Here is an 18,914-nt window from a genome sequence, read left to right on the forward strand (position 1 = left end):
CCTGTGCCGGCGCCCCGTCTCTCAAGCCGCCGTCGGCAGTTCCGGCCGCAGGGGCCAGTCCTGGTTCACCGTCTCCGGTGTGCCGCTGCGGTTGAACCACGCCTGCAGGCCACGGGCCTGCGCCGCGTGCCACGTCGTCTGCAACGTGTGCAGCTCCGCGGGGGTCAGACGCTCCAGGCGTGCCGCGAAACGGCGCCCCAGGGACCGTACGACCTCCAGGGACGCGAGCGCGTCCGCGCCGGCGTCGTGCGCGCCCTCCAGGGTGACCTCGTAGTGCGCGCACAGGTCGGTCAGGGTGCGGCGGCCCTTGCGGTAACGGTCGAGGTGTTTGTCCAGGACCCGGGGGTCGAGGACGAGCAGGGGGCTCGCCTCGAACCAGTGGTCCAGCGGGGACGCCCGGTGCCGCCGCAACTCGCGGTCCAGGAGCGTCAGATCGAACGGCGCGTTCATCACCACCAGCGGGCGGTGCATCGCCGCGTGCTCGGCCAGTTCCTCGGCTATCTCGTACATCACGGGCGCCGGCCAACGGCCGTTGCGCTGCAGGTGTTCGTCCGTCAGCCCGTGCACCGCCGTCGCCGCTTCCGGCACCGGCACGCCGGGGTTCACCAGCCAGCGGGTCACCCGGGGCCGGGTGCCCGGGGCGTCCTGGACGACGACCGCGGCAGACACGATGCGGTCGGTCTCCACGTCCACGCCCGTGGTCTCCGTGTCGAAGGCCGCAAGGGGCCCCTCGTACCAGCACGTCATGCCAATACAACTCCTCGTTCACCCACGGCAGGTGACGTTCCGTCTTCTGCCCGTTTGGTGATACCCGGCCTGTTTGCGACGTACGCCGGAAGGACACAACAGGAGTGCGGGTCTTTGCAGTTCAGCGGCCCGCCACGGGGAAACTCTTTGGCTGGGAAGGCTGTTGGTCATGGCGATAGCGCAGCCCGAACGGGGCGGGCTGCTGCCCGAACGTACGGGCCCCCATCGCGGCACACTCGCCACCACCGCCTGCATGGAGACACTGCAGGTGGGATATCTGCACGCCGTCGCGGCGGCGGCCGGCTGCTCACTGTCGCAGCCATTCCCGGACAACGGCATCGACTGGCACGTCAGCCATGGCTCGCCCGGACACACCGTCGACGACGAGGTGACCATAAAGGTGCAGCTCAAGTGCACGTACCAGATAGCACCGAACCCGCCGGGACGTTTCTTCTCCTTCACGCTGGACAACGACCACCTGCGCAAGCTCGCCCGCACACCGGTGTCGGTGCACAAGATCCTGGTGGTGATGCTGGTACCGCGCTCCCAGGACGACTGGCTGCGCGCCAGCCACGACCGGCTCGATCTGCGCCACTGCTGCTACTGGGTCAACCTGGCAGGGCACCCGATCACCGGCCGGCACCGGACCACCGTGCGGGTTCCGACCGCGCGCATCTTCGACGACCGGGCGCTCTGCGAGATCATGACGCGGGTCGGGACGGGAGGCAGACCATGAGGCACCGTCCGTACGAGGAGCAGCTGCGGGAGGTCCGGCCGCATCCCGACGACTCCCATCGGCCCCACTGGAACCATCCCCCCGAGCCCGCCGAGGTCGACCCGGCCGTGCTCGGCGCCCTGCTGCGCCGGCACGGCTGGCAGCGGCGCGGCGGAGCCCCGGGGCGGTACGGCCGCTGGACCCCACCCGGGCCGGGCAACACCGGCACCAGCCTGCTGGTACCCGAGAGCCGCGCCTTCCCGGACAGTGACGACCTGCTCGGGGAGGCGCTCACCGCTCTCGTGCGCAGCGGTACGCCCGCCGCCCGCGAGGTGCTGGTGGGGCTCGCCGTGCCCAGTGACGAGATCCGCTGGTGGCGGGACGTCCCGAGCGGACCCGCCGACGCCGCGTCCTGGACCGCCGAGGAGCAGCTGCGCACCGCGGCCCGGGGGACCCTGCTCGCCGGCGCGCTCGCCACACGCGCGCGTGCCGGTTACTACGGCGCCCGGCACAAGCGCGCGGCCGCCGCGATGCTGGAGAACGTGCTCGTCGGCTCGGCGGAGGGCGGGCGGGGGCTGGCCGCCTTCGTGCCGGTCGGCACCGGCAGGCCGCTCGCCGTACGCCTCCACCAGGCCCTGTACGCCGCCCGCGAGGCCATCGACTACCAGCGGGCCACCGGCGGCATGGACGCCTTCGACGGAGCCGTCGAGGCGGGTGTGAGCCGTGAGCTGACCGACGCCCTCGTCATGCTCGTGCGCGGGACCGAGGGCGCGCGCATCTCCGTCGACTGGGCGCCCGGCGCCGGGGTCCCCGACGACTGCGCGGCCACCTCCGAGCCCGTCGAGTTCTCACCCGGCGACCTGCCCGTGCTGCGCGAGGCCGGCGCCCGCTATCTGCGCGAGGAACCCTCCGTCGCGGTCCGTGTCACCGGGACCGTGGTCCGGATGCGCCGCTCCGATCCGCGCGGCGAGGGCGCGGTACGGCTGCGGGTGATCGCCGGCGCCGAGGTGCCGTACGTCCGGGTCACCCTCGACGAGGAGGACTACCGGATCGCCGGGCAGGCCCACCTCGTGGGGCTCCCGGTGCGGGTGCACGGGCGGCTGGAGAGCCGGGGCGGCTTCCGCCGGCTGTCCGGCGCCACCGGGGTCGTACCGGTGCAGGTGGACGAGGCCGACCGGGACCGGCTGCTGAAGTCCCTCCAGGAGAACCTCGACTTCTTCGAGGAGGCGTGCACCGGGGACGACTGCGACTGACCGCGGACGGTCCCTCACAAAGAGCGACCGTTTCGCAGTCGGCGGGGCCGGGTCGGTACGATCCGGTATTGCGCGCGCTCCTGGTATGGCGCCGCATCCACCTTCAGTCAGGAGAGACCGGTGTCAGACGTCCGTGTGATCATCCAACGCGATTCCGAGCGGGAAGAGCGCGTGGTGACGACGGGCACTACGGCCGCCGAGCTCTTCGCCGGCGAGCGCGCGGTCATCGCCGCCCGGGTGGCCGGTGAGCTCAAGGACCTCGCGTACGAGGTGAAGGACGGCGAGACCGTCGAGGGTGTCGAGATCTCCTCCGAGGACGGTCTCAACATCCTGCGCCACTCCACCGCGCACGTCATGGCGCAGGCCGTCCAGGAGATCTTCCCCGAGGCCAAGCTGGGCATCGGCCCGCCGGTCAAGGACGGCTTCTACTACGACTTCGACGTGGCGAAGCCGTTCACGCCCGAGGATCTCAAGGCCGTCGAGAAGAAGATGCAGGAGATCCAGAAGCGGGGGCAGAAGTTCTCCCGCCGTGTGGTCACCGACGAGGCGGCCCGCGAGGAGCTGGCGAACGAGCCGTACAAGCTCGAACTGATCGGCCTCAAGGGCTCCGCGTCCTCGGACGACGGCGCGGACGTCGAGGTCGGCGCCGGTGAGCTGACGATCTACGACAACCTGGACGCCAAGACCGGCGAGCTGTGCTGGAAGGACCTCTGCCGCGGTCCCCACCTGCCGTCCACCCGGCTGATCCCGGCGTTCAAGCTGATGCGCAACGCGGCCGCCTACTGGCGCGGCAGCGAGAAGAACCCCATGCTCCAGCGCATCTACGGCACCGCCTGGCCGTCCAAGGACGAGCTGAAGGAGTACCTCGACTTCCTCGCCGAGGCCGAGAAGCGCGACCACCGCAAGCTGGGCAACGAGCTGGACCTGTTCTCCATCCCGGAGCAGATCGGCTCCGGTCTCGCCGTCTTCCACCCCAAGGGCGGCATCGTCCGCCGCGTGATGGAGGACTACTCGCGCCGCCGGCACGAGGAGGAGGGCTACGAGTTCGTCTACACCCCGCACGCCACGAAGGGGAAGCTCTTCGAGACGTCCGGGCACCTGGACTGGTACGCCGAGGGCATGTACCCGCCCATGCAGCTCGACGAGGGCGTGGACTACTACCTCAAGCCCATGAACTGCCCGATGCACAACCTGATCTTCGACGCGCGCGGCCGGTCGTACCGTGAACTGCCGTTGCGCCTCTTCGAGTTCGGCACCGTGTACCGGTACGAGAAGTCGGGCGTCGTGCACGGCCTGACCCGGGCCCGCGGCTTCACGCAGGACGACGCGCACATCTACTGCACCAAGGAGCAGATGGCGGAGGAGCTCGACAAGACGCTCACCTTCGTCCTGAACCTGCTGCGCGACTACGGCCTCACCGACTTCTACCTGGAGCTCTCCACCAAGGACCCGGAGAAGTTCGTCGGCTCCGACGAGGTCTGGGAGGAGGCGACGGAGACGCTCCGCGCGGTCGCCGAGAAGCAGGGCCTCCCGCTGGTCCCCGACCCGGGCGGTGCCGCCTTCTACGGCCCGAAGATCTCCGTGCAGGCCAAGGACGCCATCGGCCGCACCTGGCAGATGTCGACCGTCCAGCTCGACTTCAACCTGCCCGAGCGCTTCGACCTCGAGTACACCGCCGCCGACGGCACCAAGCAGCGCCCGGTGATGATCCACCGCGCCCTGTTCGGCTCCATCGAGCGGTTCTTCGCGGTGCTCCTGGAGCACTACGCGGGCGCCTTCCCGGCGTGGCTGGCGCCGGTGCAGGCGGTGGGCATCCCGATCGGGGACGGGCACGTCGAGTACCTGCAGAAGTTCGCGGCCGAGGCCCGGAAGAAGGGTCTGCGGGTCGAGGTGGACGGCTCCTCGGACCGGATGCAGAAGAAAATCCGGAACGCCCAGAAGCAGAAGGTGCCCTTCATGGTCATCGCGGGCGACGAGGACATGGCGGCCGGTTCGGTCTCCTTCCGCTACCGCGACGGCTCGCAGGAGAACGGCATCCCGTTCGACGAGGCCATCGCCAAGATCGTGAAGGTGGTCGAGGAGCGGACCCAGGTCTGATCCCGCCCGGATGCGAAGGGGCCCTCGGAGATCACTTCTCCGGGGGCCTCCGCTCTTCCGCGCCCAGCGAGAACCGCTGCAGCAGGAACGACGAGAACGACCCCGTCACCGTGCCCAGCAGCGCCAGACCACAGGCCATCAGCCCCACGGCGATGATCCGGCCCATGGCGGTCACCGGGACGAAATCGCCGTAGCCGACGGTGGTGAGGGTCTCGCAGGTCCACCACAGGGAGTCGCCGAAGGTCCGGATCGTCGCGTCCGGAGCGGAGCGCTCGGCCTGGTAGACGGCGAGCGAGCCCGCGAAGCCCAGCAGCGCGATCGACAGCGCCGAGTAGGCCGCCACGCGTGCGTGCAGCCCCATCCTGGGCTCACCGTGCCGGCGCAGCATCGCCTCGTAGGTCCGCACCACCCGTACCGGCCGCAGCAGGGGCAGCAGCAGGACGACGGTGTCCAGCCAGTGCCGTCGTACGAACCCCGGGCCCTCGTGGCTGAGCCGCCAGCGCACCGCGTAGTCGACGGCGAACATCGCCCAGGTCGCGTAGGTCAGCGACAGGAGGATGGCGTGTACGGCCGAGGGCAGCTCCGGGTCCAGCACGTGCACCGCGTACGAGCCCAGGAAGACCAGTGACGCGACGCCGAGCGGGAGGTCGGTCCTGCGATCCCAGCGGTCCAGCCGACTGCGGTCGTCCATCCGTCCAGCTTCGCCGCCGAGCCGCTTCCTGCTGCCCCGGCGACACGCCGCGAACGGGCGAAGCCATATGCTGCCTAGCATGACGAGTGAGCCGGAGCAGCAGATCGGAGTGGGGACGCAGGACGCGTTCCAGCGCCTGTGGACGCCCCACCGGATGGCCTACATCCAGGGTGAGAACAAGCCGACCGGCCCGGGGGCCGACGACGGCTGTCCCTTCTGCTCGATCCCGGCCAAGTCCGACGAGGACGGACTGATCGTCCGGCGCGGCGAGCACGTCTACGCGGTGCTCAACCTCTACCCGTACAACGGCGGCCACCTGATGACGGTCCCGTACCGCCATGTCGCCGACTACACGGACCTGACCGGCCCGGAGACGGCCGAGCTGGCCGAGCTGACCAAGCAGGCGATGACCGCGCTGCGCACGGCCTCCGGTGCCCAGGGCTTCAACATCGGCATGAACCAGGGCTCGGTGGCGGGCGCCGGCATCGCGGCCCACCTGCACCAGCACATCGTGCCCCGCTGGGGCGGCGACACGAACTTCATGCCGGTGGTGGGCCACACGCGCGTACTGCCGCAACTGCTGGCGGACACCCGGAAGATGCTGGCCGAGGCCTGGCCGACGGCCTAGGCTCTACTGTTCCCCCTCCCTCGAACAGGGCTCCCGCACACAGGGCTCCCTGAGGGAGGGGGAGGGGATCACGCGTCGTACTTGTCGGCCTTCTTCGGTGACGCCTCCTGGACCGCCCCGCTGAGCGCTCCCGCCCGCGCGTTGAACTTGTCCATGTTGACGTCGTGCTCCTTGAGCACGGTGAACGCGGCCCGGTGCACCGCCCGGAGTATCGGCGTGGCCGCGCGCAGCGCGTCGTCGGCCATGAAGCGGTGGTTCCAGGGCTGGTCGGCCCAGGCGTGCCGCAGGCCGAACGGCTCGGGCAGGCCTATGGAACCGCCGAGCCACTTCAGCAGCGGCGGGTACCAGGTGATCGTGGCCCGCGCGGCGAGCCGGACCACCTCGTCCGGGGTGACCAGCGGCAGCTTGATGGTCCGGGTCTCCCAGAACTTCACGGTCTTGGCGACCGTCCTGGTGGGCGCCTCCGGCTTGCCGCCGAACAGGCCGTTGACCGGGCCCAGCGCGTGTCCGGTGACCTCGATGCGCAGGGTCTCCTTCAGCACGTTGACGGTGACCATCATGGTGATGATCAGTTCGCCGTTCCACAGGTTGGGCCACTGCACGCCCAGGTAGTGCCGTTCGCCCTTGTCGAAGTGGTTGGTGTTGCAGATTTTCTCCACGTCGCCGGGCCCCACCTTGTAGTCGGTGCCCTCGGGCCGGGACACCGCCTTGGCGCCCTCACCGACATGGGTGACGATCCAGTGCTTGACCTGCGGCTCCGAGAAGCCGCCGGTCTTCAGGTGCTGCCGGTGCAGCACGCTCAGTTCCTTCTCGATCTCCCGGATCACCGTCCAGGCGCGGAACTCGTGGACGCCCTTGACCGGGTCGAGGGGGACCAGCTCCTCCGCCAGGTGCCAGGAGCCCCAGCGGGTGCCCATCCCGAGTATCCCCCTGGGGCCGGCGTAGAAGACCGAGTTGGACTGCTGCTCGGCGCTGAGCCGGGCCAGGGACTGGCGCAGCTGCTCGGCCGCGGCCTGGTCGGGGCTGGTCGGCACCGCCTCGGGGACCTTCGCACCGACGCTGCCGCCGGACAGCAGACCGTCCCAGGCCCCGCGCAGGTCCCTCGCGGTGGTCTCGCACAGCCGCTTGGCCAGATACCAGCCGGCCACGGGGAGCACGATGCAGCCGCGCGCGTACCACCCCCAGAAGCCGGTGAGCGGCATCCGGATCAGGAAGATCACCGCGACGACCCCGACGGCGGCCAGCAGGGCGCTGCCGAACCCGGAGACCCGCTTGTTGCCGTTCTTCAGCATGGTGGCCCGGAGCTGGAAGACCAGCAGCCAGACCAGCAGGCCGGGCAGGAACAGCACGCCGCACAGCAGCATGATGGCGGTCAGCCGCTGGTCACGCTCCTTGCGGATGCGGTTGGCCGCGAGGCAGTGCTCGACGACCACCTGGGGCTCGCTGCCGAAGGACTGGATCAGCGGCTTGCGGCCGACGCCCAGCATGCGGTCGATGACCGCCTGGGAGTACGCCTCACCGAAGTTGGGCCGGAAGATCTTCGCCCACTTGCGGCCCTCGTTGACCGTGGACTGGTGCCACTCGTTGTCGGCCTTCTTGATGTCCTCCATCGGGTTGTCCCGGTAGGCCGCCGAGGCCAGGGCATAGGTCGGGGCCTGCGCCTCGCCGCCCGGCCTGGGCACCTGTGGCCCGAAGAAGTCCTCGAAGCTCATTCCCGCCCCCACTTGCCGCCGTCCCGCTTCTGCGGCCTTCCCGACTTCCGTACTCCGCACACCTGTTGATCAAGTACTCAGAGTATCTCCAGCCATCGACAACCGTCGGCGGACGGCCGAAGCCGCCCGCCGAACACCTTTGCTGTCGACTATCGGACGAACTACGAGGCCTCCTTGGCCTGTTCGCGGATCTTCTCGGCGATCTGCGGCGGCATCGGCTCGTGCCGCGCGTAGGAGCGGCTGAAACGGGCCGTGCCGTGCGAGAGGGAGCGCAGGTCGACCGCGTACCGGCCGATCTCGAACTCGGGCACCTCGGCCTTGATCAGGGTGCGCCCGCCGCTGGTCTGCTCGGTGCCCAGCACCCGGCCGCGCCGCCCGGACAGGTCGCTCATCACCGCGCCCACGTAGTCGTCGCCGACCAGCACGGACACCTCGGCCACCGGTTCCAGGAGATGGATCCTCGCCTCGGCCGCGGCCTCCCGCAGCGCCAGCGCGCCCGCCGTCTGGAAGGCGGCGTCGGAGGAGTCCACCGAGTGCGCCTTGCCGTCGAGCAGGGTGATCCGCACGTCGACGAGCTGGTAGCCGGCGGCGACCCCCCTGACGGCCTGGGCCCGGACGCCCTTCTCGACCGACGGGATGAACTGCCGGGGTACCGCGCCGCCGACCACCTTGTCGACGAACTCGATGCCCGAGCCGCCCGGCAGGGGTTCCACCTCGATCTCGCAGATCGCGAACTGCCCGTGCCCGCCGGACTGTTTGACGTGCCGGCCGCGTCCCGCGGACCTGCCGGCGAACGTCTCCCGGAGGGACACCTTGTGCGGTACGACGTCGACCTGGACGCCGTACCGGCTGCGCAGCCGTTCCAGGGCGACGTCCGCGTGCGCCTCACCGAGGCACCACAGCACCACCTGGTGGGTGTCCTGGTTCTGTTCGAGCCGCATCGTCGGGTCCTCGGCGACAAGGCGGGACAGACCCTGCGAGAGCTTGTCCTCGTCCGCCTTGCTGTGCGCCTGGATGGCGAGCGGCAGCAGCGGGTCGGGCATCTCCCAGGGCTCCATGAGCAGCGGGTCGTCCTTGCCGGAGAGGGTGTCCCCGGTCTCCGCGCGGCCGAGCTTCGCCACGCACGCGAGGTCACCGGCGATGACGTGGGTGACCGGGCGCTGCTGTTTCCCGAACGGGGTGGACAGGGCGCCGATGCGCTCGTCGACGTCGTGGTCCTCGTGGCCGCGGTCGGCGAGGCCGTGCCCGGAGACATGGACCGTCTCGTCGGGGCGCAGGGTGCCGGAGAACACCCGGACCAGCGAGACGCGGCCGACGTACGGGTCGGACGCGGTCTTCACCACCTCCGCGACCAGCGGACCGCCGGTGTCGCACGGCTTGATCTCGCGCGGCTTGCCGTCGACGGTGGTGACCTCCGGCGTGGGGTGCTCGAACGGCGTCGGGAAGCCGCCCGTGACCAGTTCGAGGAGTTCCACCGTGCCGAGGCCCTGGCGGGCGCCCTCGGCCGCGGGGGCGGCGGCGAGGACGGGGAAGAACGCCCCACGGGCCACGGCCCGCTCCAGGTCCTCGATCAGGGTCTTGAGGTCGATCTGCTCGCCGCCCAGATAGCGGTCCATGAGCGTCTCGTCCTCGCTCTCCGAGATGATCCCCTCGATCAGCCGGTTGCGGGCGTCCTCGATGTCCGGCAGCTGGTCGGGGCCCGGCTCGGACTCCTTGCGCTCCCCCGAGGAGTAGTCGAACAGCTTCTGGGTGAGCAGCCCGATCAGCCCGGTCACGGGCGCGTGCCCGTCCGGACCCTGCGAGCCGTGCAGCGGCAGGTACAGGGGGAGTACGGCGTCGGGGTCGTCGGCGCCGAACGCCTCGGCGCACACCCGGGTCATCTCCGCGAAGTCCGCGCGGGCGGCCTCCAGGTGCGTGATCACGATCGCCCGCGGCATTCCCACCGCCGCGCACTCCTCCCACACCATCCGGGTCGAGCCGTCCAGCCCGTCCGAGGCCGAGACGACGAAAAGGGCCGCGTCCGCCGCGCGCAGACCGGCCCTCAGCTCACCGACGAAGTCGGCGTATCCCGGGGTGTCCAGGATATTGATCTTGATTCCGTTCCAGTCGACCGGGACCAGCGACAGCTGTACGGACCGCTGCTGCCGGTGCTCGATGTCGTCGTAGTCCGAGACGGTGCCGCCGTCCTCCACACGGCCCGCCCGGTTCACGGCTCCCGCGGTCAGCGCGAGAGCCTCCACCAATGTGGTCTTGCCCGATCCGGAGTGGCCGACCAGCACCACATTCCGTACGGACGCGGGGTGGTCGGCCGCCATAGCCCTGCCGGCGGCTCCGGGGTGTTCCTTGACCTTGTCGCCCATGGTTATGCCTCCCGTGCACGGTGAGGTCTCTGTGGGCGCGGGCGAGCATGGCGGGCCGCGTGCGGTGGCGGCTCCGATGACGCCCGCGGTTATTCGAGCTTTCCACTCCCGTCACGGTGCGTCCATACGAAGGACGTGATCGTGCCCGCGCGGCCCTCGCGGCACGGCCGCCGGTGCCGTCTGAGAGTGCCCACCCGTCGCACACACGCGCGCGTGGCTACGATGGGCCAGCCGGGGTGGCCAGCAGGGGCCGCACGGCGCAACGACCGTCGGGAAGGCCATGCTGAACAAGTACGCGCGTGCATTCTTCACGCGTGTCCTCACACCGTTCGCCGCGTTTCTCATCCGCCGGGGCGTGAGCCCGGACACGGTCACGCTCCTCGGCACGGCAGGAGTGGTCGCGGGCGCACTGGTCTTCTTCCCCCGGGGCGAGTTCTTCTGGGGCACGATCGTGATCACCCTGTTCGTGTTCTCCGACCTGGTCGACGGCAACATGGCCCGCCAGCTGGGCCGTACCAGCCGCTGGGGAGCCTTCCTGGACTCCACCCTGGACCGGGTCGCCGACGGCGCGATCTTCGGCGGCTTCGCCCTCTGGTACGCGGGGAACGGGAACAACAACGTCCTGTGCGCCGTCTCGATCTTCTGCCTGGCCAGTGGCCAGGTGGTGTCGTACACCAAGGCGCGCGGCGAGTCGATCGGCCTGCCGGTGGCCGTCAACGGTCTCGTGGAGCGCGCCGAACGCCTGGTGATCTCGCTGGTGGCGGCCGGTCTGGCCGGCTTCCACAAGTTCGGTGTGCCGGGCATCCAGATCCTGCTTCCGATCGCCCTGTGGATCGTCGCCGTGGGCAGCCTCGTCACCCTCGTCCAGCGGGTCGTCACGGTCCGCCGCGAGTCCGCCGAGGCGGAGGCGGCGGCCGAGCGGGAGAAGGCCTCCCACGGGAGCGAGGCCGCGCAGTGACCGCCACCGACCGGCTCACCGACGCCCTGTACGGAATCGGCTGGAGCACCGTGAAGAAGCTCCCCGAGCCGGTCGCCGTACGCCTCGGCGACTCCATCGCGGACCTCGCCTGGCGGCAGCGCGGCAAGGGCGTCCAGCGGCTGGAATCCAACTACGCGCGCGTGGTGCCCGACGCGAGCCCGGAGCGGCTGCGCGAGCTGTCGCGCGCCGGCATGCGGTCGTACCTGCGCTACTGGATGGAGTCCTTCCGGCTGCCGTCCTGGAGCGAGGAGCGGATAAAGACCGGTTTCGACGTCAAGGACGTCCACCACCTCACCGACGGCCTCGCCTCCGACCGCGGAGTGATCCTCGCGCTGCCGCACCTGGCCAACTGGGACCTGGCCGGCGCCTGGGTCACCACCGAGCTGAAGACCCCGTTCACCACGGTCGCCGAGCGCCTCAGGCCGGAGACGCTGTACGACCGCTTCGTCGCCTACCGGGAGGGCCTCGGCATGGAGGTCCTGCCGCACAGCGGCGGCTCCGCCTTCGGCACCCTGGCCCGCAGGCTGCGCGACGGCGGCCTGGTCTGCCTGGTCGCCGACCGCGACCTGTCCGAGTCGGGCGTGGCGGTCGACTTCTTCGGCGACACGGCCAGGATGCCCGCCGGTCCGGCCCTGCTGGCCCAGCAGACCGGCGCCCACCTGCTCCCCGTGACGCTCTGGTACGACGACACCCCCGTCATGCAGGGCCGGGTCCACGCCCCGATCGAGGTACCCGAGTCAGGTGACCGGACCTCGAAGACGTCCGTCATGACACAGGCGCTGGCCGACGCCTTCGCCACCGGGATCGCCGACCATCCGGAGGACTGGCACATGCTGCAGCGGTTGTGGCTCGCGGACCTCGACCCCGCGAAGGGACCGTCGTGAGGATCGGCATCGTCTGCCCCTATTCCTGGGACGTCCCGGGTGGCGTCCAGTTCCACATCCGCGACCTCACCGAGTACTTCATCCGCCTCGGCCACGACGTCTCCGTCCTCGCCCCCGCCGACGACGACACCCCGCTGCCCCCGTACGTCGTCTCGGCGGGGCGTGCGGTCCCGGTGCCGTACAACGGGTCGGTGGCCCGTCTCAACTTCGGCTTCCTGTCCGCCGCGCGGGTCCGCCGCTGGCTGCACGACGGCGCGTTCGACGTGGTCCACATCCACGAGCCGACCTCGCCGTCCCTGGGCCTGCTGACCTGCTGGGCGGCGCAGGGCCCGATGGTCGCGACCTTCCACACCTCCAATCCGCGCTCCCGCGCGATGATCGCCGCGTACTCGATCCTCCAGGCCGCACTGGAGAAGATCAGCGCCCGGATCGCGGTGAGCGAGTACGCCCGCCGCACCCTGGTCGAGCACCTGGGCGGCGACGCGGTGGTCATCCCCAACGGCGTCGACGTCGACTTCTTCGCCAAGGCCGAGCCGCGCCCCGAGTGGCAGGGCGACACGATCGGCTTCATCGGCCGGATCGACGAGCCCCGCAAGGGCCTCCCGGTGCTGATGAGGGCCCTTCCCAAGATCTTCGCCGCCCGCCCGGGGACCAGGCTCCTGGTGGCCGGCCGGGGCGACGCGGAGGCCGCGGTCGAGTCCCTCCCCGCCGAGCTCCGCTCCCGCGTGGAGTTCCTCGGCATGGTCAGCGACGAGGACAAGGCCCGCTTCCTGCGCAGCCTCGACCTGTACATCGCGCCCAACACGGGCGGCGAGAGCTTCGGCATCATCCTGGTCGAGGCCCTGTCCGCGGGCGCTCCCGTCCTCGCCTCCGACCTCGACGCCTTCGCCCAGGTCCTGGACCAGGGCGCGGCGGGCGAGCTGTTCGCCAACGAGGACGCGGACGCGCTGGCCGAAGCGGCGGTACGGCTGCTGGAGAACCCGGAGCGCAGGGCCGAGCTGCGCGAACGCGGCAGCGCCCATGTGCGCCGGTTCGACTGGTCGACGGTGGGTGCGGACATCCTGTCGGTGTACGAGACGGTGACGGCGGGCGCGGCGGCGGTGGCGGCGGACGAGCGGTCGGGGCTGCGGGCGCGGTTCGGGCTGGCGCGGGATTAGTGAGCCGCGAGAGGCCGTCTGACGGGTGCGGCTCCGTTGTGGCTGGTCGCGCAGTTCCCCGCGCCCCTTCGGGGCGCTGCCGCGGGTGTCTCCTATAGCGTTCCGCCCGTGACCGCAACGCTCATCTGGACCCTCTGGATTCTCGCCGCCCTCGTGGTGATCGGCCTGTACCTGAGCTGGACCGCCGGGCGGCTCGACCGGCTGCACTCCCGTATCGATGCCGCCCGGGCCGCCCTCGACGCCCAGTTGCTGCGGCGGGCCTCGGTGGCCCAGGAGCTGGCGACCTCGGGAGTGCTGGATCCCGCCGCCTCGATCGTGCTGTACGAGGCCGCGCACGCCGCCCGGCAGGCCGAGGAGGAGCAGCGGGAGGTCGCCGAGAGCGAGCTGAGCCAGGCGCTGCGGGCGGTCTTCGAGGACCCGCAGCAGGTGGAGGAGGTCCGCGGAGCCCCCGGCGGCGAGGCCGCCGCGACCGAGCTGGCCGAGGCCGTGCGCCGGGTCCCGATGGCCCGCCGCTTCCACAACGACGCCGTGGGCGCGGCCCGCCGGCTCCGCGAGCACCGCAAGGTCAGGTGGTTCCGACTGGCCGGGCACGCGCCCTTCCCGCTGGCCTTCGAAATGGACGACGAGCCGCCGACCGCGCTGGTCGAGCGCGCCGCCTAGCCGCAAAACGATCCACCGGCTTCCCATTGGCCCTTGCTGTGGACTGGTCCGCTCGCGTTTCCTCGGTGTTTGCAGAAACCCTCTTTCAACGAGCGAGGTCACCCGTGTCCACCAGTGAGAACCAGGCCCCCGAGACCGGCACCGCCCGCGTGAAGCGCGGCATGGCCGAGCAGCTCAAGGGCGGCGTGATCATGGACGTCGTCACGCCGGAGCAGGCGAAGATCGCCGAGGACGCGGGCGCCGTCGCCGTCATGGCCCTGGAGCGGGTCCCGGCCGACATCCGCAAGGACGGCGGGGTGGCCCGGATGTCCGACCCGGACATGATCGAGGGCATCATCGAGGCCGTCTCCATCCCGGTCATGGCCAAGTCCCGCATCGGCCACTTCGTCGAGGCCCAGGTCCTGCAGTCCCTCGGCGTCGACTACATCGACGAGTCCGAGGTCCTCACCCCGGCCGACGAGGTCAACCACTCCGACAAGTGGGCCTTCACCACGCCGTTCGTCTGCGGTGCCACCAACCTCGGTGAGGCCCTGCGCCGCATCGCCGAGGGCGCGGCCATGATCCGCTCCAAGGGCGAGGCCGGCACCGGCAACGTCGTCGAGGCCGTCCGCCACCTGCGCCAGATCAAGGGCGAGATCGCCAAGCTGCGCGGCTGCGACAACAACGAGATCTACGCCGCCGCCAAGGAGCTGCGCGCCCCCTTCGAGCTGGTCAAGGAGGTCGCCGAGCTCGGCAAGCTGCCGGTCGTGCTGTTCTCCGCCGGTGGCGTCGCCACCCCGGCCGACGCCGCGCTGATGCGCCAGCTCGGCGCCGAGGGCGTCTTCGTCGGCTCCGGCATCTTCAAGTCCGGCGACCCGGCCAAGCGCGCCGCCGCCATCGTCAAGGCGACCACCTTCTACGACGACCCGAAGATCATCGCGGACGCGTCCCGCAACCTCGGCGAGGCCATGGTCGGCATCAACTGCGACACCCTCCCCGAGACCGAGCGCTACGCGAACCGGGGCTGGTGATGACCACTCCCGTGGTCGGAGTGCTCGCACTCCAGGGCGACGTACGGGAGCACCTCGTGGCCCTGGCCGCGGCAGACGCCGTGGCCAGGCCGGTCCGGCGCCCCGAGGAACTCGCCGAGGTGGACGGCCTGGTCATACCCGGCGGCGAGTCCACCACCATCTCCAAGCTGGCCGTCCTGTTCGGCGTGATGGAGCCCCTCCGCGCGCGCGTGCGGGCCGGTCTGCCCGTCTACGGCACCTGTGCGGGCATGATCATGCTCGCCGACAAGATCCTCGACCCGCGCTCGGGCCAGGAGACCGTCGGCGGCATCGACATGATCGTGCGCCGCAACGCCTTCGGGCGGCAGAACGAGTCCTTCGAAGCGGCGGTCGACGTACGCGGCATCGACGGCGATCCTGTAGAGGGCGTCTTCATCCGCGCCCCCTGGGTGGAGTCCGTCGGCGCCGAGACCGAGGTGCTCGCCGAGCACGAGGGCCACATCGTCGCGGTCCGCCAGGGCAACGCGCTCGCCACGTCGTTCCACCCGGAACTGACCGGCGACCACCGTGTGCACTCCCTGTTCGTCGACATGGTGCAAGCGAACCGGGCGACGGAGTCCTAGTAGGATCTCTGGGGTTCGTTGTTGGATGGGTTACGCGAAGGAGACAGGCAGATGTCCGGCCACTCTAAATGGGCTACGACGAAGCACAAGAAGGCCGTGATCGATGCCAAGCGCGGCAAGCTCTTCGCGAAGCTGATCAAGAACATCGAGGTCGCGGCCCGCATGGGCGGCGTCGACATCGAGGGCAACCCGACTCTCTACGACGCCATCCAGAAGGCGAAGAAGCAGTCGGTCCCGAACAAGAACATCGACTCCGCGGTCAAGCGCGGCGGCGGCCTGGAGGCAGGCGGCGCCGACTACGAGACGATCATGTACGAGGGCTACGGCCCGAACGGCGTCGCGGTGCTCATCGAGTGCCTCACCGACAACCGCAACCGCGCCGCCTCCGACGTGCGCGTCGCCATGACCCGCAACGGCGGCAACATGGCCGACCCGGGCTCCGTGTCGTACCTCTTCAACCGTAAGGGCGTCGTCATCGTCCCCAAGGGCGAGCTGACCGAGGACGACGTCCTCGGTGCCGTCCTGGACGCGGGCGCCGAGGAGGTCAACGACCTGGGCGAGTCCTTCGAGGTGCTCAGCGAGGCCACCGACATGGTCGCCGTCCGCACCGCCCTCCAGGACGCCGGGATCGACTACGACTCCGCCGAGGCCAACTTCGTCCCGACCATGCAGGTCGAGCTGGACGAGGAGGGCGCCAAGAAGATCTTCAAGCTGATCGACGCGCTCGAGGACAGCGACGACGTGCAGAACGTCTTCGCCAACTTCGACGTCAGCGACGAGGTCATGGAGAAGGTCGACGCGTAACGCCGCGACGGGCTGCACGGACCCAACGGGCCGACGGGACACACCCGTCGGCCCGTCGTCGTGTCGGCCGTTGTCGGTGGCACCGGATAGCCTGCACAAACTGGGGGCACCTCCCAGCGATAGCTGGGGGAGACCGAAGGGAGGGGCGCGTGCGCGTACTGGGGGTGGACCCCGGGCTGACCCGGTGCGGTGTCGGCGTCGTCGAGGGCGTCGCCGGGCGGCCGCTGACCATGGTCGGCGTGGGGGTCGTACGGACGCCCGCGGACGCCGAACTCGGCCATCGCCTCGTCGCCATCGAGCAGGGCATCGAGCAGTGGCTGGACGAGCACCGGCCCGAATTCGTCGCCGTGGAGCGGGTGTTCAGCCAGCACAACGTACGGACCGTGATGGGCACCGCCCAGGCCAGCGCCGTCGCCATGCTGTGCGCCGCCCGCCGCGGCATCCCCGTCGCCCTGCACACCCCCAGCGAGGTCAAGGCCGCCGTCACCGGCTCCGGGCGCGCCGACAAGGCCCAGGTCGGCGCCATGGTCACCCGGCTGCTCCGGCTCAGCGCCCCGCCCAAGCCCGCCGACGCCGCCGACGCCCTCGCGCTCGCCATCTGCCACATCTGGCGCGCCCCCGCCCAGAACCGACTCCAGCAGGCCGTCGCCCTGCACGCAGCCAACGCAACGAAAGGCCGTACGGCATGATCGCCTTCGTCAGCGGCCCGGTCGCCGCCCTCGCCCCGGACTCCGCGGTCGTCGAGGTGGGCGGGATCGGCATCGCCGTCCAGTGCACGCCCAACACCCTGTCCGGGCTGCGCATGGGCCAGCAGACCAAACTCGCCACCTCCCTTGTCGTACGGGAGGACTCGCTCACCCTGTACGGCTTCGTCGACGACGACGAGAAGCAGGTCTTCGAGCTGCTGCAGACGGCGAGCGGCGTCGGCCCGCGGCTCGCCCAGGCGATGCTCGCCGTGCACAGCCCGGACGCGCTGCGCCGCGCGGTCGCCACGGGTGACGAGAAGGCGCTCATCGCGGTGCCCGGCATCGGCAAGAAGGGCGCGCAGAAGCTGCTCCTGGACCTGAAGGACCGCCTCGGCGAGCCCATCGGCGCGCCCGTCGTCGGGGCGCCGATCAGCCAGGGCTGGCGCGACCAGCTGCACGCCGCCCTGATCGGCCTCGGCTACGCGACCCGCGAGGCCGACGAGGCCGTGACCGCCGTCGCCCCGCAGGCCGAGGCCGCCGGGGGCCCGCCCCAGGTCGGCCAGCTGCTCAAGGCTGCCCTGCAGACCCTCAACCGCGCCCGCTGACCCCACCACCGCTGAGGCACATCACTTATGAACTGGGACGACACGACCGACACCGGCGCCGACGCGGAGCGGCTGGTGGGCGCCGTCGCCGACCGCGAGGACCAGGCCGTCGAGGCCGCGCTGCGCCCCAAGGACCTGGGCGAGTTCATCGGCCAGGAGAAGGTCCGGGAGCAGCTCGACCTGGTCCTGCGCGCCGCACGCGCGCGTGGTGCCACCGCCGACCACGTGCTGCTCTCCGGCGCGCCCGGCCTGGGCAAGACCACCCTCTCGATGATCATCGCGGCCGAGATGGGCGCACCGATCCGCATCACGTCCGGCCCCGCCATCCAGCACGCCGGCGACCTGGCCGCGATCCTCTCCTCCCTCCAGGAGGGCGAGGTCCTCTTCCTCGACGAGATCCACCGGATGTCGAGGCCGGCCGAAGAGATGCTGTACATGGCGATGGAGGACTTCCGGGTCGACGTCATCGTCGGCAAGGGCCCGGGCGCCACCGCGATCCCGCTCGAACTGCCCCCGTTCACCCTGGTCGGCGCCACCACCCGCGCGGGTCTCCTCCCGCCCCCGCTGCGCGACCGCTTCGGCTTCACCGCGCACATGGAGTTCTACGAGCCGCACGAACTGGAGCGGGTCGTGCACCGCTCGGCGCATCTGCTGGACGTCGAGATCGAGCCGTCCGGCGCCGCCGAGATCGCCGGCCGCTCGCGTGGCACACCCCGTATCGCCAACCGGCTGCTGCGCCGGGTCCGCGACTACGCGCAGGTCAAGGCCGACGGGGTGATCACCCGCGAGATCGCGCACGCGGCTCTGGCCGTCTACGAGGTGGACGAGCGCGGCCTGGACCGGCTCGACCGCGCGGTGCTGCAGGCCCTGCTCAAGCTGTTCGGCGGCGGCCCGGTCGGCCTGTCGACGCTCGCGGTGGCGGTGGGGGAGGAGCGCGAGACGGTGGAGGAGGTCGCCGAGCCCTTCCTGGTCCGCGAGGGCCTGCTCGCCCGCACCCCCCGCGGCCGCGTCGCCACCCCGGCCGCCTGGGCCCACCTCGGCCTGACCGCCCCGCGCGGCACAGCGAGCGGATCCGGCCAACAGGACCTGTTCGGCACGTGACCCTCCGGGCCGACACCCGGGCGCCACGGCGAAACCCCCTCCATCTCCATGGGATCCCGCCCCAGACCTTCGGCCGGGCCCTGCGTCGGCCTGTCGGCCGGGCTCCGCATCGGTTTGTCGGCCGGATCCTGCGTCGGCCTGTCGGCCGGGCTCCGCATCGGTTTGTCGGCCGGATCCTGCGTCGGCCTGTCGGCCGGGCTCCGCATCGGTTTGTCGGCCGGAT

Annotated in this window: 18 protein-coding genes; 14 read left to right on the plus strand and 4 right to left on the minus strand. The window is 70.9% G+C overall.

What is annotated here, in order from left to right:
* Nucleotides 1-21: 21 nt before the first annotated feature.
* Nucleotides 22-747 carry a 3'-5' exonuclease gene (locus AB0D85_RS12125; protein ID WP_362317542.1) on the minus strand — a complete coding sequence of 242 codons (726 nt, stop codon included), beginning with the start codon at nt 745-747 and terminating at the stop codon, nt 22-24.
* Between the two features lie 169 nt (nt 748-916).
* On the opposite strand from AB0D85_RS12125, the gene AB0D85_RS12130 reads away from it, so the two are divergent.
* The 3 genes from AB0D85_RS12130 (at nt 917) to thrS (ending at nt 4,812) form a co-directional block, all read left to right on the plus strand.
* Entirely contained in the window at nt 917-1,483 is a 567-nt protein-coding gene (locus tag AB0D85_RS12130; protein ID WP_352366764.1) for a DUF4365 domain-containing protein, read from the plus strand.
* Nucleotides 1,480-2,715, plus strand: coding sequence for a hypothetical protein (locus AB0D85_RS12135; protein ID WP_362317546.1), 1,236 nt, complete (start codon nt 1,480-1,482; stop codon nt 2,713-2,715). The genes AB0D85_RS12130 and AB0D85_RS12135 overlap by 4 nt, the downstream gene beginning before the upstream one ends.
* 120 nt (nt 2,716-2,835) lie before the next feature.
* Nucleotides 2,836-4,812, plus strand: a complete 1,977-nt coding sequence (thrS, locus tag AB0D85_RS12140; RefSeq protein WP_362317549.1) for a threonine--tRNA ligase — start codon at nt 2,836-2,838, stop codon at nt 4,810-4,812.
* A 31-nt stretch (nt 4,813-4,843) separates the two neighbouring features.
* On the opposite strand, the gene AB0D85_RS12145 is transcribed toward thrS, so the two are convergent.
* Nucleotides 4,844-5,503 carry a potassium channel family protein gene (locus AB0D85_RS12145; protein WP_362317552.1) on the minus strand — a complete coding sequence of 220 codons (660 nt, stop codon included), beginning with the start codon at nt 5,501-5,503 and terminating at the stop codon, nt 4,844-4,846.
* A gap of 67 nt (nt 5,504-5,570) precedes the next feature.
* Here AB0D85_RS12145 and AB0D85_RS12150 point away from each other — a divergent pair, with 67 nt between their 5' ends.
* Nucleotides 5,571-6,131 carry an HIT domain-containing protein gene (locus AB0D85_RS12150; protein WP_362317555.1) on the plus strand — a complete coding sequence of 187 codons (561 nt, stop codon included), beginning with the start codon at nt 5,571-5,573 and terminating at the stop codon, nt 6,129-6,131.
* 68 nt (nt 6,132-6,199) lie between these two features.
* Here AB0D85_RS12150 and AB0D85_RS12155 read toward each other — a convergent pair whose 3' ends face one another.
* Nucleotides 6,200-7,843 (minus strand): hypothetical protein, encoded by a 1,644-nt coding sequence (locus AB0D85_RS12155; protein ID WP_362317558.1) that lies wholly within the window; start codon nt 7,841-7,843, stop codon nt 6,200-6,202.
* A 161-nt stretch (nt 7,844-8,004) separates the two neighbouring features.
* Entirely contained in the window at nt 8,005-10,203 is a 2,199-nt protein-coding gene (locus AB0D85_RS12160; RefSeq protein WP_362317561.1) for an elongation factor G-like protein EF-G2, read from the minus strand.
* 280 nt (nt 10,204-10,483) lie between these two features.
* Here AB0D85_RS12160 and pgsA point away from each other — a divergent pair, with 280 nt between their 5' ends.
* From pgsA to ruvB, 10 genes are all read left to right on the plus strand, one after another.
* Nucleotides 10,484-11,161 carry a phosphatidylinositol phosphate synthase gene (pgsA, locus tag AB0D85_RS12165; protein WP_217550557.1) on the plus strand — a complete coding sequence of 226 codons (678 nt, stop codon included), beginning with the start codon at nt 10,484-10,486 and terminating at the stop codon, nt 11,159-11,161.
* Nucleotides 11,158-12,066: a phosphatidylinositol mannoside acyltransferase gene (locus AB0D85_RS12170; protein ID WP_362317565.1), complete on the plus strand. Its 909-nt coding sequence runs from the start codon at nt 11,158-11,160 to the stop codon at nt 12,064-12,066. The genes pgsA and AB0D85_RS12170 overlap by 4 nt, the downstream gene beginning before the upstream one ends.
* On the plus strand, nt 12,063-13,223 hold the full coding sequence (locus AB0D85_RS12175) for a glycosyltransferase family 4 protein (protein ID WP_362317567.1): 1,161 nt from the start codon (nt 12,063-12,065) through the stop codon (nt 13,221-13,223). The genes AB0D85_RS12170 and AB0D85_RS12175 overlap by 4 nt, the downstream gene beginning before the upstream one ends.
* Before the next feature lie 108 nt (nt 13,224-13,331).
* Nucleotides 13,332-13,883: a hypothetical protein gene (locus tag AB0D85_RS12180; protein WP_362317570.1), complete on the plus strand. Its 552-nt coding sequence runs from the start codon at nt 13,332-13,334 to the stop codon at nt 13,881-13,883.
* Nucleotides 13,884-13,987: 104 nt separating this feature from the next.
* Nucleotides 13,988-14,893: a pyridoxal 5'-phosphate synthase lyase subunit PdxS gene (gene pdxS / locus AB0D85_RS12185; protein WP_362317573.1), complete on the plus strand. Its 906-nt coding sequence runs from the start codon at nt 13,988-13,990 to the stop codon at nt 14,891-14,893.
* On the plus strand, nt 14,893-15,495 hold the full coding sequence (pdxT, locus tag AB0D85_RS12190) for a pyridoxal 5'-phosphate synthase glutaminase subunit PdxT (protein WP_362317576.1): 603 nt from the start codon (nt 14,893-14,895) through the stop codon (nt 15,493-15,495). Before pdxS ends, pdxT begins: the two co-directional genes overlap by 1 nt.
* A gap of 51 nt (nt 15,496-15,546) precedes the next feature.
* On the plus strand, nt 15,547-16,299 hold the full coding sequence (locus AB0D85_RS12195) for a YebC/PmpR family DNA-binding transcriptional regulator (RefSeq protein WP_232651528.1): 753 nt from the start codon (nt 15,547-15,549) through the stop codon (nt 16,297-16,299).
* A 149-nt stretch (nt 16,300-16,448) separates the two neighbouring features.
* Nucleotides 16,449-16,988: a crossover junction endodeoxyribonuclease RuvC gene (gene ruvC / locus AB0D85_RS12200; protein WP_089103224.1), complete on the plus strand. Its 540-nt coding sequence runs from the start codon at nt 16,449-16,451 to the stop codon at nt 16,986-16,988.
* Nucleotides 16,985-17,590: a Holliday junction branch migration protein RuvA gene (gene ruvA / locus AB0D85_RS12205; protein WP_362317580.1), complete on the plus strand. Its 606-nt coding sequence runs from the start codon at nt 16,985-16,987 to the stop codon at nt 17,588-17,590. The genes ruvC and ruvA overlap by 4 nt, the downstream gene beginning before the upstream one ends.
* 27 nt (nt 17,591-17,617) lie before the next feature.
* A complete protein-coding gene (gene ruvB, locus AB0D85_RS12210; RefSeq protein WP_362317583.1) occupies nt 17,618-18,691 on the plus strand; it encodes a Holliday junction branch migration DNA helicase RuvB in 1,074 nt (357 codons plus the stop codon).
* Nucleotides 18,692-18,914 lie beyond the last annotated feature (223 nt).

The sequence above is a fragment of the Streptomyces sp. NPDC048277 genome, from assembly GCF_040652235.1.
Classification (GTDB): Bacteria; Actinomycetota; Actinomycetes; order Streptomycetales; family Streptomycetaceae; genus Streptomyces.